This is a genomic window from Bacillus sp. BPN334 (assembly GCF_008368885.1).
GTDB lineage: Bacteria > Bacillota > Bacilli > Bacillales > Bacillaceae_G > Bacillus_A > Bacillus_A wiedmannii.
The window spans coordinates 492,896-508,890 of record NZ_QOZW01000006.1; the positions used below are offsets into that span (position 1 = coordinate 492,896).

12 protein-coding genes are annotated in these 15,995 nt (G+C 36.9%); all 12 read left to right on the forward strand.

The window, feature by feature from the left end; all coding sequences use genetic code 11:
- Positions 1–153 precede the first annotated feature (153 nt).
- The 12 genes from panE (at position 154) to murB (ending at position 15,971) form a co-directional block, all read left to right on the forward strand.
- A complete protein-coding gene (panE, locus tag DN393_RS09700) occupies positions 154–1,044 on the forward strand; it encodes a 2-dehydropantoate 2-reductase (protein ID WP_081257197.1) in 891 nt (296 codons plus the stop codon).
- Between the two features lie 79 nt (positions 1,045–1,123).
- On the forward strand, positions 1,124–2,740 hold the full coding sequence (gene bshC / locus DN393_RS09705) for a bacillithiol biosynthesis cysteine-adding enzyme BshC (protein ID WP_064474965.1): 1,617 nt from the start codon (positions 1,124–1,126) through the stop codon (positions 2,738–2,740).
- A gap of 369 nt (positions 2,741–3,109) precedes the next feature.
- Positions 3,110–4,042 carry a 16S rRNA (cytosine(1402)-N(4))-methyltransferase RsmH gene (rsmH, locus tag DN393_RS09710; protein ID WP_000472512.1) on the forward strand — a complete coding sequence of 311 codons (933 nt, stop codon included), beginning with the start codon at positions 3,110–3,112 and terminating at the stop codon, positions 4,040–4,042.
- 15 nt (positions 4,043–4,057) lie between these two features.
- Positions 4,058–4,420, forward strand: coding sequence for a cell division protein FtsL (gene ftsL, locus DN393_RS09715; RefSeq protein ID WP_000067081.1), 363 nt, complete (start codon positions 4,058–4,060; stop codon positions 4,418–4,420).
- A gap of 21 nt (positions 4,421–4,441) precedes the next feature.
- Positions 4,442–6,592, forward strand: coding sequence for a penicillin-binding protein (locus DN393_RS09720; protein WP_081257198.1), 2,151 nt, complete (start codon positions 4,442–4,444; stop codon positions 6,590–6,592).
- A gap of 81 nt (positions 6,593–6,673) precedes the next feature.
- Positions 6,674–8,590: a stage V sporulation protein D gene (locus DN393_RS09725; RefSeq protein WP_064474968.1), complete on the forward strand. Its 1,917-nt coding sequence runs from the start codon at positions 6,674–6,676 to the stop codon at positions 8,588–8,590.
- Between the two features lie 207 nt (positions 8,591–8,797).
- Positions 8,798–10,273, forward strand: a complete 1,476-nt coding sequence (gene murE / locus DN393_RS09730; RefSeq protein ID WP_098101661.1) for a UDP-N-acetylmuramoyl-L-alanyl-D-glutamate--2,6-diaminopimelate ligase — start codon at positions 8,798–8,800, stop codon at positions 10,271–10,273.
- 22 nt (positions 10,274–10,295) lie between these two features.
- Positions 10,296–11,270, forward strand: a complete 975-nt coding sequence (gene mraY / locus DN393_RS09735; protein ID WP_149173473.1) for a phospho-N-acetylmuramoyl-pentapeptide-transferase — start codon at positions 10,296–10,298, stop codon at positions 11,268–11,270.
- Positions 11,271–12,623 (forward strand): UDP-N-acetylmuramoyl-L-alanine--D-glutamate ligase, encoded by a 1,353-nt coding sequence (murD, locus tag DN393_RS09740; protein ID WP_149173474.1) that lies wholly within the window; start codon positions 11,271–11,273, stop codon positions 12,621–12,623.
- A 90-nt stretch (positions 12,624–12,713) separates the two neighbouring features.
- A complete protein-coding gene (gene spoVE / locus DN393_RS09745) occupies positions 12,714–13,805 on the forward strand; it encodes a stage V sporulation protein E (protein ID WP_000753517.1) in 1,092 nt (363 codons plus the stop codon).
- A gap of 104 nt (positions 13,806–13,909) precedes the next feature.
- On the forward strand, positions 13,910–15,004 hold the full coding sequence (gene murG / locus DN393_RS09750; protein WP_064474971.1) for an undecaprenyldiphospho-muramoylpentapeptide beta-N-acetylglucosaminyltransferase: 1,095 nt from the start codon (positions 13,910–13,912) through the stop codon (positions 15,002–15,004).
- Between the two features lie 61 nt (positions 15,005–15,065).
- Positions 15,066–15,971 carry a UDP-N-acetylmuramate dehydrogenase gene (gene murB, locus DN393_RS09755; RefSeq protein WP_000437052.1) on the forward strand — a complete coding sequence of 302 codons (906 nt, stop codon included), beginning with the start codon at positions 15,066–15,068 and terminating at the stop codon, positions 15,969–15,971.
- Positions 15,972–15,995 lie beyond the last annotated feature (24 nt).

Genomic DNA, 15,995 nt, shown 5'->3' on the forward strand with positions numbered 1-15,995 from the left:
GTGTTCATGGAATTGAGAAAGATAAAGTGAAACTGTAATCGGTGGGATTTGTTCACCTTTAGTTAATTATGATTCCGCACCAATCAGGTGTTTGCGGGATAAAAAGGGGGAGGGAAAAGGGACTTGTGTATCGTATTTATATGAGTTCCTTGTGTGAAAATGAAAATTGGAGTTGTGGGACCAGGAGCTATCGGTCTGTTATATGCATTTTATTTACAAAAAAGTAATCAAGATGTTACGTTGTTTACAAGGACAGCTAAACAGGCTGAGGAATTGAATATAACGGGTGTAACTTGTATGAGGGAGGAAAAACGTGAAACCGTATTCCCACCTGTTTTGCCAATAGAAAATATGCTAGACAAGAAGCTAGACTATATATTTATTGCTGTTAAGCAATATCATATAACTGACATACTGCCTTTTGTGCGAGGGGAATCCTCATTAATCTTTTTGCAAAACGGAATGTCTCATCTTCATGCTATGCAGAAAATAGGGAATGAAAATATTGCAGTTGGGATTGTAGAGCATGGTGCAAAAAAAGAAGAAAGACATACCGTTTATCATACGGGGATAGGTGTAACGAAGTTTGGAATCGTGCACGGCCAGTCTATACATTTTGAAAAAATATTTAAGTGCTTTCCATTTCCTCATTTTCCGATTCAAATAGAAGATGATTGGAAGGATGTCATGCACAAAAAATTAGTAGTTAATGTATGTATCAATCCATTGACAGCGTTATTACAAATCCAGAACGGAGAGTTGATTACGAACCCGTTTTTTTATCGATTGATGGAGCAAGTATTTCAGGAAGTCGTTTTTCTTGTTAAAGAAGAAAAAGAAATGGTATGGAAAATGGTACGTCACGTATGTGAAAAAACGTCTCATAATACATCATCTATGCTGGCAGATGTAAGGGCGAATAGACAAACGGAAATTGGTGCGATTGTTGGATATGTATTAGAGGAAGCTAAGAAACAGCAACGATCCGTTCCGACACTTCAATTTTTGTTCGATGCAATAAAAGGATTAGAAGTAAAAGAATAAGTGTAATTCTTTGCTTTTACGTGCAACATTGACTACAATGTGGATTGGTGAGAGAACAGGATACGAAAGGAAGAATTATATGGAGATAAAAGAAATCTCTGTTCCGCAACAAGGTGTTGTAGCGGACTATATGAACGGTAAAAAAGAGATACAGTCGTGTTTTGACTATATGTTAACAGAAGATGCTTTTAAACAGCGTGTACATGATTTGCGTGAGAGGGAGTTTTTCCGCCAAGATTTAGTAGCGCATTTATTAGAATATAATACAAAATTACAAGCGGGAGAAGCTACGATTCAAAATGTAAAAGCGCTTGGAGAAGAAAATACATATGTTGTTATAGCTGGACAACAAGCTGGATTATTAACTGGACCACTTTATACAATTCATAAAATCATTTCAGTTTTACAGCTTGCGAGGGAAAAGGAAGAAAGTTTAGGTGTTAAAGTTGTTCCTGTTTTCTGGATTGCTGGTGAAGACCATGATATGGATGAAATTAATCATACTTTTGTAACGAAGAATAAAAAAATAAAAAAGACTATTTTTCATGATCGTAATCCGAAAAAGGCGAGTGCTTCAGAGTCCGAGCTTTCTTTGGAAGACTGTAGAAAGTGGATTGAAGAAATTTTCAAAACATACCCTGAAACGAATTTTACAAAGGATGTACTGCAATTTATTGATGATTCTTTGGGGGAATCGAATACGTATGTAGATTTCTTTGCCCATCTTATTATGAAAATGTTCGTGAATTCTGGTTTAATTCTTGTTGATTCACATCATCCTGAATTAAGAAAATTAGAAGTGCCGTTTTTTAAGCAAATTATAGGTAAGTATAAAGAAGTACAAGAGGGGCTTCATAACCAACAGGAAATAATTAAAGAATTAGGATATAAACCGATTATTGAAACAAAGTATAATGCAGTACATATATTTATGGAAATTGATAATGAGCGAGTGTTACTTGAAAACGATCAAGGGAAGTTTGTAGGGAAGGATGGAGCGTATTCCTTTTCATATGAGGAATTGATGGAAGAGATGGAAAGAAGCCCGGAACGCTTTAGTAATAATGTTGTAACGCGCCCTCTTATGCAAGAGTATCTATTTCCTACGCTCGCGTTTATTGGAGGACCAGGGGAATTAGCTTACTGGAGTGAATTGCAACAAGTTTTCCATACGATTGGTTTCCAAATGCCGCCTGTCGTTCCGCGTATTACAATCACTTATGTAGAGAGGGATATAGCGACAGATTTATACGATTTGCAATTGCAAGACAGTGATCCGTTTTTAAATAACGTAGATAAGTTGCGTGAAAACTGGTTATCTAATCAAATAGAGGAACCGATAGATGATCGATTTGTAGAGGCGAAAAAAGAAATAATTGATATCCATACGTCATTACAACAGTTTGTGAAGAAAATAGATCCTGGATTAAGTGCGTTTGCAGGGAAAAATGAATTCAAAATTAATGAACAAATTGAACTGTTGGAAAGAATGTTGAAAAGAAATGTTGAGAAAAAACATGCAGTACAGCTAAATAAATTCCGTCGCATACAATTTGCACTTCGTCCATTAGGGGCGCCGCAAGAGCGTGTGTGGAATGTATGTTACTATTTAAATCAGTTCGGTTTGGATTTCGTTGATCGTGTAATGGCAGAAACGTTTTCTTGGGACGGAAAACATCATGTTATAAAACTATAGAATCTTGCTCTTAGGAGCAGGATTTTATTTTTGTTCTGTTGAATTTACTGTGAAGTGAAATTTTTCTGAATTATTAATTTTAAAAACGGTGAATATCGTAATTATGCAGGATACTTAAATATATGACAAAATAGCACAAAATGTAAACGTATTATCATCTTTTTCGACAGTTTTTTATTTAAATTCCCGCAAAAGATGATAAAATTTAGTATATAATAAAAGAAAATAGCGATTTGTATAGTATGCTGCCTTTGTAGGCAAGTTAAATGAGTCGTTCTTTCATAGTATTTCGTTCTCTAATCGTGAAATATGCGTTTGGAGGAGGAGATGCATTCAACATAATTAATTGGAAAAAGAGTAGGTGCAACAATGTTTAAACACGTAACAGTACTTTTGAAGGAAACAGTAGACGGCTTAGATATAAAGCCAGGTGGTACATATGTAGATTGTACACTGGGGGGAGGAGGACATAGTTCTTATTTATTATCCCAATTAACTGAAGGTGGAAGATTAATCGCGTTTGATCAAGATGAGATAGCGATTCAAAATGCGAAAGAAAGATTCTCTTCATACGGTGAGCAGTTCATAACAGTAAAGAGTAATTTCCGTTATTTATCTGAAAAACTACAGGAATTAGGTATAACAGAAGTAGATGGTATTTTATTTGATTTAGGTGTTTCATCCCCACAATTAGATACACCAGAGCGTGGCTTTAGTTATCATCATGATGCACCGTTAGATATGCGGATGGATCAAGATGCCCCATTAACAGCATATGATGTTGTAAATAGCTGGTCATATGAGCAACTTGTAAGAATTTTCTTCCAGTATGGTGAAGAGAAATTTTCAAAACAAATAGTAAGGAAAATTGAAGCGTATCGTGAGAATAAAGCTATTGAAACGACAGGAGAATTAGTAGAACTAATTAAAGAGGGTATTCCAGCTCCTGCTCGTAGAACGGGTGGACATCCTGCGAAGCGAGTGTTCCAAGCAATCCGTATTGCGGTAAATGATGAATTGAAAGTGTTTGAAGAAGCGTTGGAATCTGCAATTGAGATGGTCAAGCCGGGTGGAAGAGTTAGTGTTATAACATTCCATTCTTTAGAAGACCGTATTTGTAAAACGACGTTTAAGCGAAATAGTACAACGCCACAATTGCCACCAGGATTACCGATTATTCCTGATGAATTTAAGCCGAAATTAAAGCTTATTACAAGAAAACCGATTTTACCTTCTGATATAGAGTTAGAAGAAAATAATCGAGCGCGTTCTGCGAAATTGAGAATCGCTGAAAAACGATAAAAAGGGGAGAGAGGTATGAGTAACTTAGCTGTAAAGTACAAACAACAAGCGCAAGAAGAGGTACAGATTCAAACGCCCCCACAGCAGATGGTTCAGCCAAAAGCTAAAGCGAAGATTACAAGAATCGAAAAACTGTTGTATGTAGCATTTATTGGCTTTTTATTGTATGCCTGTGTAGCGTTTATTGGAAATAAAGCAGGCCTTTATCAAGTTAATGTAGAAGCAGCGACGATAGAACAAAAAATTGTACAGCAGCAAAAAGAAAATCAAGAGTTACAGGCTGAAGTAGAGAAGTTAAGTCGCTATGAACGAATCGCTGAAGTTGCAAAAAAACACGGGCTAGAAATTAATGCGAATAATGTGAAGGGCCTCAAATAAGGCAATAGGTGTGAAGGGAAAATGAAGAGAAATATGACTAAATTTCATACCAATAAGGGAGCAGGGTATTTTATGATTTTATTCCTCCTGCTCTTTTTGCTATTGTTAGCCCGATTTTTTTACATACAAGCGACAGGAACAGTGCATAATCAGGATTTGGATAAACTTGCTCAGCAAAAACATAGTAAAAAAGGAGTTCTAGAAGCAAATCGCGGGACGATTTATGATCAAAACGGTCATGTGTTAGCGCAAGATGCAAACTCTTATAAACTTGTAGCGGAACTAAAAGGTGCGAATCATGTTGAAAATAAAGAGGATACTGCAAAGAAAATTGCGGGAGTACTCGGAAAAGATGAAGAGAAGATTTTAGCCACGTTAAATAAAAAAGATAAAAGTCAAGTCGAATTTGGAACACTAGGTAAAGATTTGACGAAAGAACAGAAGGAACAAATAGAAGCATTGAAATTGCCAGGCATATCTTTTATTACTGAAAATGCAAGAGTGTATCCGAACGGTGATTTTGCATCTTACGTTATAGGGCATGCTAAACCGAATGAAGAGGGAACGTCGGTAGGGCAATTTGGTATAGAAAAAAGTTTAGATAAATATTTAAGTGCTTCTAACGGGAAAGTATCTTATACAGGTGATCGTAAAGGAGTGTCTCTTGACGGTGGGAAAGTGAACGTAGAGGCACCTAAAAACGGAGATAACGCGTATTTAACGATAGATCAACGTATTCAAAGTTATTTAGAAGATGCGATGAAAGCTGCAAGTAAGCATTATGAACCAGAAAATTTAATAGGGATTGTTGCGGACCCAAAAACAGGGAAAATATTAGCGATGTCTAGTAAACCTAGTTATGATCCAAATGATCGCCAAATTGAATATTTCTTCAATGATGCAATTGCAAATGCATTTGAACCGGGATCAACAATGAAAATTTTCACGCTAGCGGCAGCGATTAATGAAGGTGTGTATAAAGGACAAGATTATTATCAGTCTGGTACATATCAAGTCGGAAACCGAAAAATAAAAGATCATAACGGCGGTGCTGGATGGGGATCTATCACATTTGATGAAGGGGTAGAGCGCTCTTCCAACGTAGCGTTTGCAATTTTAGGGGATCAAAAACTTGGCCCAGAACGATTCCGAAAATATATTCATAGTTTTGGATTAGATGAAAAAACGAACATTGATTTACCTGGTGAAGGTTCAAATACCATTGTATTCGATCAGCAAATACAGCAAGTAACAACAGCTTTTGGACAAGGTTCTACTGTAACGCCAATACAGCTTGTACAAGCTGCAACTGCTATTGCAAATGATGGGAAAATGATGAAGCCTTATACAATTGATAAAATTGTAGATCCAATAACAGGCGAAGTAAAATTAGAACATAAGCCAGAGGAAGTGGGAAAACCTGTTACGAAAGAAACAGCAGCGCAAGTAAGACAGTTATTAGAACGCGTTGTTACATCGCCGAAAGGAACAGGAACTGCTTATAAAGTTGATGGGTATTCAGTTGGTGGTAAAACAGGGACAGCGCAAATTCCGGATGGAAAAGGTGGCTATATGACAGGAAGAGAGAATTACATATTCTCATTCTTAGGGATGGCACCTATGGACGATCCGCAACTTGTTGTATATGTAGCTGTAAAACAGCCGAAATTGAAAGATGATGAGAATGGCGCACAGCCTTTAGCTGATATTTTTAAATATGTAACCAAAAATAGTTTAGAGTATTTAAAGATTAAGCCAAATGAAATAAAAGACCCGAAAAAATATGTGAAAGAACAACAAACTGTCGTTCCGGATGTAACAGGGAAAACGATGGAAGAAGCGAAAAAAGCAATTGATAAAGCAAAACTTCGTCCAATCGTATTAGGCGAAGGAAAAGTGCAGCAGCAAGTGCCAAAAGCAACTGAGCAAACATTAAAAGGTGACCGAGTCTTCTTAGTAGGAGATAAACCTACAATGCCAAATATACAAGGTTGGGCACTGCGTGATGTTATGAATTTAGCAAAAACATTAAAGCTTAACCTAAAACCTACTGGTACGGGATACGTAACCGAACAAAGTGTGCCAGAAGGAACATTGTTGCAACCTGGTACAGAGCTAGGTGTAACACTTGTACCGCCACTTGAACCACAACAAGAAGCAGAAAAACCGTAATGGTAAAAGAGAAGAAGTTCTAATTAAATAAGTACAAGCATATATTGGAACAAGCTAGGCGTAAGGGAGGCTTGTTCCAATATGCGTGTATCAAATGTAACAGTTAGAAAACGACTTATTTTTATACTCATATCAGGTATACTTATTTTCACTATCATCGATATTCGTCTTGGATATGTGCAATTTTTTCTTGGCAATATGTTAACGGATCGTGCGAAGGATTCATGGAGTCGTAATATTACTTTTGAACCTGAACGTGGGAAGATTTTAGATCGAAATGGTGTGGAACTTGCTACGAATAAAAGTGCTCCAACTGTCTTTGTTGTACCGAGGCAAATTGAAAAACCAGCAGAGACTGCAGAGAAGTTAGCTGCAGTATTAGGTGTGGAAAAAGATGAGATTTATAAGAGAATTACAAAAAAAGAATCGATTGTAAGGTTAGATAAAGGCGGAAGAAAAATATCACATGATAAAGCGAAAGAGGTACGAGGATTAAGTTTGAAAGGTGTTTATATCGCAGAGGACTCTATCCGGTACTATCCATTTGGCAACTTTTTATCACACGTATTAGGGTTTGCTGGTAGTGATAACCAAGGTCTTATGGGACTAGAAAAATATTATGATAAAGAGCTAAATGGTGATGAAGGACATGTGCGTTTTTTTGCAGATGCAAAAGGACAAAGGATGCCTAATGTTGGCGATGATTTCAAAAAACCAGAAGCTGGTTTGAATTTAGGCTTAACAATTGACGCACGTATTAATAGAATTATGGAAAGAGAAATGAATATTGCGGAGTCGACATATAATCCAGATGGTATGATTGCGATTGCAATGAATCCGAAAAATGGTGAAATTTTAGGTATGTCGAGTCGGCCGAGCTTTGATCCAGCAGATTTTCAAAGTGTTTCTCCAGAAGTGTATAATAGAAATTTACCTGTATGGAGTACGTATGAGCCTGGTTCAACATTTAAGATCATTACGTTAGCCGCAGCCTTGAATGAAAATTTAGTAGACTTAGAGAAAGATACGTTTTATGATGATGGAGCAGCTGAAGTGGGTGGAGCTAGATTGAAATGCTGGAAAGCGGGAGGCCATGGTAGCCAAACGTTTTTAGAAGTAGTTCAAAACTCTTGTAACCCAGGATTTATCGAACTTGGTGATCGTCTTGGTAAAGACCGATTGTTTAAATATATTCGTAATTTCGGCTTTGGACAGAAAACCGGAATTGATTTGCAAGGTGAAGGTAGTGGGATTTTATTTAATTTAGATAAAGTTGGTCCAGTCGAGCAAGCAACTACTTCATTTGGTCAAGGAGTTTCTGTAACACCAATTCAACAAGTAGCAGCAGTAGCAGCGGCTGTAAATGGTGGGACATTGTATCAACCGTATATAGCTAAGGAGTTTATTGATCCGAAAAATAATCAAGTTGTAAGTAAAAAGACACCTGTGGAAAAAAGAAAAGTTATTTCCAAGGAAACTTCAGAAAAAGTTCGGTATGCATTAGAGAATGTTGTAGCAAAGGGATCTGGTAAAGGTGCTTTCATTGATGGGTATCGTGTAGGTGGAAAAACAGGTACGGCTCAAAAGGTGAAAGATGGTAAATATTTAGAGAATAATTATATAGTATCTTTTATCGGTTTTGCTCCAGCAGATGATCCGGAAATTGTTGTCTATGTTGCTGTTGATAATCCGAAAGGTGTAACGCAATTTGGTGGAGTAGTAGCAGCTCCAATTGTTGGGAATATTCTTCGGGATGCACTTCCTGTTATGGGAGTGAAACCGAGACAAGAACAAGTTGAGAGAGAATATAAATGGGGCGATACACCAACTGTGGAAGTTCCGAATTTAATTGGTATGAAAAAGAAAGACTTACAGACACAACTCGTCGATTTGAAGCTTGATATAAGTGGAGACGGGGAGAAAGTAATTAAACAATCGCCAGAAGCAGGAGCTAAAGTGAAAGAAGGCTCAAAAATTAGAATTTACTTCGGGAATTAAAGGTAACCTAGTACGTTTTATGGTACAATTGGTGGAAGTGAGTTCTTTATAGAAGAGTTACTTAATTTGAGGCTGTAAGAGCCTCAATTATAAATAGGTCTATTTATTAGACACAGTAGCACTTACCTCCTATTTTATATAATTAGGAGGTAACGTGTTGCTTATTAAAAAAGAGATAAATACACAATGTAGAGAGGGTTTAGTGAAATGAAGTTGCATACACTTTTATCATGTTTGCATGATTTTCCAGTTGTTCCAAAAGAAAATCCAGAAATCACATCTATAGAAGCTGATTCACGTAAAGTGAAAGAGGGAAGCTTATTTGTATGTATGAAAGGATATACGGTTGATAGCCATGATTTTGCTAAGCAAGCAGCGGCACAAGGAGCGGCTGCTATTGTTGCGGAAAGACCAATTGATGTTGACGTTCCAGTTGTACTTGTGAAAAACACTTTTCGTTCGTTAGCGGTTTTAGCTGATTATTTTTATGGTCAACCAACACACAAGTTACATTTAATCGGAATTACAGGTACAAATGGAAAGACAACAACATCGCATATTATGGATGAGATTATGCGCGCACATGGTCATAAAACAGGGCTAATTGGAACGATTAATATGAAAATCGGTGATGAAACATTTGAGGTGAAAAATACAACACCAGATGCACTAACACTTCAACACACATTTTCAAAAATGGTTGAGCACGGTGTAGATAGTACAGTAATGGAAGTTTCGTCACATGCTTTAGATCTTGGTCGTGTACACGGATGTGATTACGATGTAGCAGTGTTTACAAATTTAACACAAGATCATTTAGACTATCATAAAACGATGGAAGAATATAAACATGCAAAAGGGTTGCTATTTGCACAACTTGGCAATAGTTATAATCATAATCGTGAAAAGTACGCGGTACTGAATAACGATGATGCTGTAACTGCGGAATATATGAGAAGTACTGCGGCAACTGTTGTAACGTATGGAATTGATACAACAAGTGATATTATGGCCAAAGATATCGTTATGACGAGTGGCGGAACTACATTTACGCTTGTAACACCGTATGAAAGTGTAAATGTTACGATGAAATTGATTGGGAAATTTAATGTATATAACGTACTAGCGGCAACAGCGGCAGGACTTGTTTCTGGTGTAAGTTTAGAAACGGTTATTGATGTAATAAAGCAACTAGCTGGAGTTCCAGGACGTTTTGAAGTAGTTGATGGTGGACAAAATTATACAGTTATTGTGGATTATGCACATACACCAGATAGCTTAGAAAATGTATTAAAAACAGCAAAACAGTTTGCAAAAGGCGATGTATATTGTATCGTCGGTTGTGGCGGAGATAGAGATCGAACAAAGAGACCAATCATGGCAAGTGTTGCAACAAAATATGCAACTCATGCAATTTACACTTCAGATAATCCAAGAAGTGAAGAGCCAGGGGCTATTTTAGATGATATGGTGCAAGGTGCAAATGGGAATAATTATGAAGTAATTATTGATAGAAAAGAAGCGATATACCATGCAATTACTAATGCGAAAGCTGAAGATATCATCATTATTGCTGGTAAGGGTCATGAAACGTATCAAATTATTGGTAAAGAAGTTCATCATTTTGACGATCGTGAAGTCGCTAAAGAAGCAATTACAGAGCGTTTAAACAACGAAGAGTAACAACGTGAGAGGAGGACTACATGTGCTTGAGCAAGGTTTATTAGTAACGGCTGGGGTAGCATTCTTAATTTCTGTTGCCCTTTCGCCATTATTTATTCCATTTTTAAGGAAATTAAAGTTCGGACAGAGTATTCGTGATGAGGGACCAAAGTCACATCAAAAAAAATCAGGGACACCTACAATGGGTGGTATTGTCATATATGTATCGATGATGGTAACTTCACTTATTATGGCGATTAAGTTTAATCATTTAGGTGCAGAGGTTTCGTTATTATTATTAGTGACATTTGGTTACGGATTGATTGGATTTTTAGATGACTACATAAAGGTAGTTAAGAAGAGAAATCTTGGTTTAACATCAAAACAAAAATTAGTAGGTCAGCTTGTTATTGCTATTGCGTTCTTTTTAATTGGAAAAGGGCAAGCGTTCCACACATACATCATGATTCCGGGAACAGATGTTAAGTTTGAATTAGGTTGGGCATATTTTGTACTTGTATTATTTATGCTTATTGGTGGATCAAATGCAGTTAACTTAACTGACGGTTTAGATGGTTTATTATCAGGAACAGCTGCTATTGCATTTGGAGCGTTTGGTATTATTGCAGTAGCGCAAGAGCAATTTGGAGTAGCGATATTCTGTATGGCAGTTGTAGGAGCTGTACTTGGATTTTTAGTATTCAATGCAAATCCAGCGAAAGTGTTTATGGGAGATACAGGTTCCTTAGCTTTAGGTGGAGCGATTGCAGCTGTAGCGATTTTATTAAAACAAGAATTGCTACTTGTAATCATTGGTGGAGTATTCGTAATGGAGACTTTATCTGTTATTATTCAGGTCATTTCTTTTAAAACAACAGGAAAACGTGTCTTTAAAATGAGTCCATTACACCATCATTATGAATTATGTGGTTGGTCAGAGTGGCGTGTTGTTGTGACATTTTGGTCTGTAGGATTTTTATTAGCTGTGTTAGGAATTTATATCGGGGTGTGGATGTAATTGAAAACTGTAACTGAATTTCAAAATAAAAATATTCTTGTATTAGGCATTGCAAAAAGTGGTTATGCAGCAGCTACGCTGTTACAAAAATTAGGGGCAAATGTTATTGTAAATGAAGGAAAGCCTTTAGCGGATAATGTACTTGCTGCAGAATTACAAGCAAAAGGAATGGACGTTGTATGCGGTGGTCATCCTTTAGAATTGTTAGAGAGAAATATCTCTCTTGTTGTAAAAAATCCAGGAATCCCGTATTCTAATCCAATATTAGTTGCTGCGAAAGAAAAGCAAATTCCAATTGTTACGGAAGTTGAATTAGCATATCGTATTTCAGAAGCGCCATTTGTTGGGATTACAGGGTCTAACGGTAAAACGACGACGACAATGATTACATTTGAAATGCTAAAAGAAGGACAAAAGCATCCTGTAATTGCAGGGAACATAGGAACTGTAGCGTGTGAAGTAGCACAGGATGCAAAAGAAAATGAAGTTGTAGTTACAGAACTTTCATCGTTCCAACTGATGGGAGTAGAATTGTTCCAACCTAAAATTGCTGCATTTTTAAATTTATTTGAGGCCCACTTAGATTATCACGGGACGAAGAAGGAATATGGTTTAGCAAAAGCAAATATTTTTAAAAACCAAACAGAAAATGATTATAGTGTAATAAATGCAGATGATGCGGATGTGATGGCTTTATCTGCTTATAGTAAAGGGCAAAAAGTACTATTCTCGACAACGAAAGAAATTGAAGATGGTGCGTGTATAAAAGAGAATGCTCTTTGTTTTAAAGGTGAAAAAGTTGTTGAAATAGGCGATATCGTTTTACCTGGTCAACATAATTTAGAAAATATTTTAGCAGCGATGAGTATCGCAAAATTATTGGGTGTTTCTAATGAAGCGATTACGGCGGTGTTAAAACGTTTTACAGGTGTAAAACATCGTTTAGAATATGTAACAACTATTAACAATCGTAAGGTTTATAATGACTCAAAAGCAACGAATATGTTAGCGACTGAGAAAGCTTTATCTGCGTTTACACAACCGATTGTGTTATTAGCAGGTGGACTTGATCGTGGAAATGAATTCGATGATTTAATTCCGTATTTCAAAAATGTAAAAGCAATTGTGACATTTGGACAAACAGCTCAAAAATTAGTAAGAGCTGCAGAAAAAGCGGGATTAGATGCAATTGAAAGTGTAGATACTTTAGATGAAGCGGTAGTGAAAGCTTATGCTCATTCTACAGATGGTGATGTAATTCTTCTTTCTCCAGCATGTGCAAGCTGGGATCAATTTAAAACATTTGAAGAAAGAGGAGACATTTTTATACAAGCTGTGCATAAACTTATATAAAGTAAATCAAAACATCAGTAGGCTAACACCTACTGATGTTTTGTTACATAGGGCAAAAGTTTCTGCCTAAAGAGGTGGTGTTTATGGGTAATGAAGAAAACGCCTGATTTTATTCTCATCATCGTTACACTTGCGTTGTTAACAATCGGAATGGTTATGGTGTATAGTGCGAGTGCGGTTTGGGCCTCTTATAAAATGGGGGACTCATTCTTTTTTGCAAAAAGGCAATTGCTATTTGCAAGTATCGGTGTAGTGGCTATGTTTTTAATTATGAAAATTGATTATTGGGTGTGGCGTACGTATTCAAAAGTAATTTTGCTAGTTTGCTTCATTCTTCTTATTCTTGTTCTTGTTCCTGGGGTAGGACTTGTTCGAGGAGGAGCGCGAAGTTGGATTGGAATCGGGGCATTTTCCATTCAACCGTCAGAATTTATGAAGTTTGCGATGATTATTTTCTTAGCAAAATTTTTAGCGGAACGACAAAAATTAATTACCTCTTTTAAACGTGGTTTACTACCAGCTCTTAGTTTTGTATTTCTTGCTTTTGGGATGATTATGTTACAGCCAGATCTTGGCACAGGAACGGTAATGGTTGGGACATGTATTATTATGATATTTATCTCGGGAGCAAGGGTCTTTCACTTTGCAATGTTTGGTTTGCTTGGTGTAGCAGGATTTGTAGGGCTAATTGCATCAGCACCGTATCGAATGAAACGTATTACATCATATTTAGATCCGTGGTCAGATCCGCTTGGAAGTGGATTTCAAATTATTCAATCGTTACTCGCAATTGGACCAGGTGGATTATTCGGGCTTGGACTTGGACAAAGTAGACAAAAGTTTCTTTATTTACCTGAACCGCAAACAGACTTTATATTTGCGATCTTATCCGAGGAATTAGGTTTTATTGGTGGTTCATTTGTGTTATTATTATTTAGTCTATTATTATGGCGTGGGATTCGTATAGCTTTAGGAGCGCCAGATTTATATGGTACGTTTTTAGCAGTAGGTATTGTGGCGATGATTGCGATTCAAGTAATGATTAATGTTGGTGTTGTAACAGGATTGATGCCTGTAACAGGTATTACTTTGCCGTTTTTAAGTTATGGTGGATCAAGTTTGACATTAATGTTAATGGCAGTAGGTGTATTATTAAATATAAGTCGCCATTCTCGCTACTAAACCCTGTTTTATAAGACAGGGTTTTTCGTATGTGCGCGAAGAAACATGATGTATATAGAAATAAATACGACTGAAATAAGAAAAGAGAAGCGGAGGAGTTAGTAGTGCGTGTATTAGTAAGTGGTGGGGGCACTGGAGGTCATATTTATCCGGCTCTTGCTCTAATAAGAGAAATAAAAAAATTAAATCCGGAAGCAAGGTTTTTATATATTGGTACGGAGAGTGGATTAGAGAGCACAATCGTTCCAAAAGCAGGCATACCGTTTCAATCTATTGTTATAAGTGGATTTAAGCGTAAAATATCGTTAGATAACGTGAAAACGGTGATGCGTTTCCTAAAGGGTGTACAAGATAGTAAACGATATATTCGTCGTTTTAATCCGGATATTGTAATTGGAACGGGTGGATATGTATGTGGACCAGTTGTATATGCTGCAGCAAAATTAGGTATTCCAACCATTGTACATGAACAAAATAGTGTACCTGGTGTAACGAATAAATTTTTAAGCCGCTATGTTGATAAAGTTGCGGTTTGTTTTGAAGCGGCTATAGAACATTTTCCACAGTCAAAAGTGGTGATGACAGGAAATCCAAGAGCATCAGAAGTAATGGATCAGAATGGAATGAAAGGAAAACGTTCAGTAGGTTTATCTCTTCCTAAAAAATCGGTACTTATTTTTGGTGGAAGTCGTGGGGCTAGACCGATTAATGATGCTTTCGTAGAGGCAATTGAACAGTTTGGAAATAAAAGTTACGAAATATTGTATGTAACAGGTGAAGTTCATTATGATAAAGTGATGGAAGCAGTGAAGCAAAAAGGGAATCCGAATAATGTTATTATTAAACCTTTCATTCATAATATGCCAGAGGTACTTACAGGTGTAGATCTTGTTGTTTCAAGAGCGGGGGCAACAACACTTGCAGAATTAACCGCGTTAGGTAAGCCAAGTGTGTTAATACCGAGTCCTTACGTAACAAATAACCATCAGGAAAAGAATGCACGTTCTGTTGTCGATAAAGGAGCAGCAAAAATGTTGCTTGAAAAAGATTTAACAGCAGAAACGCTTATTCGTGATATTGATGAGATTTTATTAGATGCACAAACATTACAAAATATGAAGCTGGCTGCGGGGCAATTAGGTATTCCAGATGCAGCAAATAAGCTGTATGAAGTAATGAATAAGCTTGTAAAAAAATAACGTTAGGTGAACGCCCTGCATACTACTGTAATAAGGATACTTAGTATGGGGGAGATTGTTTATGGAGCAATTAGTAAATGAGCTTATAGAAGCAAATGTTGGTCGCGTGTTAGTGAATGAAGCGTTAGCGCGTTATACCACTATGAAAATAGGTGGACCAGCTGATATTTTAATTGTGCCAAAGCATGTTGCCAGTATTGAAAAAACGTTGCAGTTAGTAAAAAAATATAAAACCAAGTGGACTGTAATTGGTCGGGGTTCGAACCTTCTTGTATCTGATCTAGGTATAGAAGGTGTCGTTATTCGTTTAGGAGAAGGATTAGACCACTTAGAAGTCGAAAAACATAGAGTAAGAGTTGGTGGTGGGTATCCCCTTATTAAATTATCAACTTTACTTAGTCGTCAAGGGTTATCCGGCCTGGAATTTGCCAGTGGTATTCCAGGAAGTGTTGGTGGTGCAGTGTATATGAATGCAGGAGCACATAAATCGGATATATCAAACATATTATCAAAAGCTCTTATTTTGTTTGAAAACGGAACAATTGATTGGTTAACACATGAAGAAATGGAGTTTTCCTATCGTACTTCTGTATTGCAAACGAAACGTCCTGGTATTGTTTTGGAAGCTGAGTTTCAATTGCAGGTAGGAGAGCGTGAGGGAATCGTAAGCGTCATGCAAAAGAATAAAGACTACCGCCGTGAAACACAGCCGTGGAATCATCCTTGTGCAGGAAGCATATTTCGGAATCCAATCCCATACTTTGCAGGAGACTTAATAGAAAAGGCGGGGCTTCGTGGTTATCAAATAGGCGGAGCTCAAATTTCTGAAATGCATGGGAATTTTATTATTAATACTGGGGGAGCCAGTGCGCAAGATGTCTTATCTTTAATTGCATTAATAAAACAAACAATCAAGGATAAATTTGGCGTAGAAATGCATACAGAAGTAGAAATCATTGGAAGATAACGGTTATTCGTTCCGCTCATTATC

Excerpts from the sequence above, each read along its gene's own strand:
- murE (WP_098101661.1), top strand. The coding sequence starts at position 8,798 with ATGAAGTTGCATACACTTTTATCATGTTTGCATGATTTTCCAGTTGTT.
- bshC (WP_064474965.1), top strand. The coding sequence starts at position 1,124 with ATGGAGATAAAAGAAATCTCTGTTCCGCAACAAGGTGTTGTAGCGGAC.
- murB (WP_000437052.1), top strand. The coding sequence starts at position 15,066 with ATGGAGCAATTAGTAAATGAGCTTATAGAAGCAAATGTTGGTCGCGTG.
- ftsL (WP_000067081.1), top strand. The coding sequence starts at position 4,058 with ATGAGTAACTTAGCTGTAAAGTACAAACAACAAGCGCAAGAAGAGGTA.
- DN393_RS09725 (WP_064474968.1), top strand. The coding sequence starts at position 6,674 with ATGCGTGTATCAAATGTAACAGTTAGAAAACGACTTATTTTTATACTC.
- spoVE (WP_000753517.1), top strand. The coding sequence starts at position 12,714 with ATGAAGAAAACGCCTGATTTTATTCTCATCATCGTTACACTTGCGTTG.
- rsmH (WP_000472512.1), top strand. The coding sequence starts at position 3,110 with ATGTTTAAACACGTAACAGTACTTTTGAAGGAAACAGTAGACGGCTTA.
- DN393_RS09720 (WP_081257198.1), top strand. The coding sequence starts at position 4,442 with ATGAAGAGAAATATGACTAAATTTCATACCAATAAGGGAGCAGGGTAT.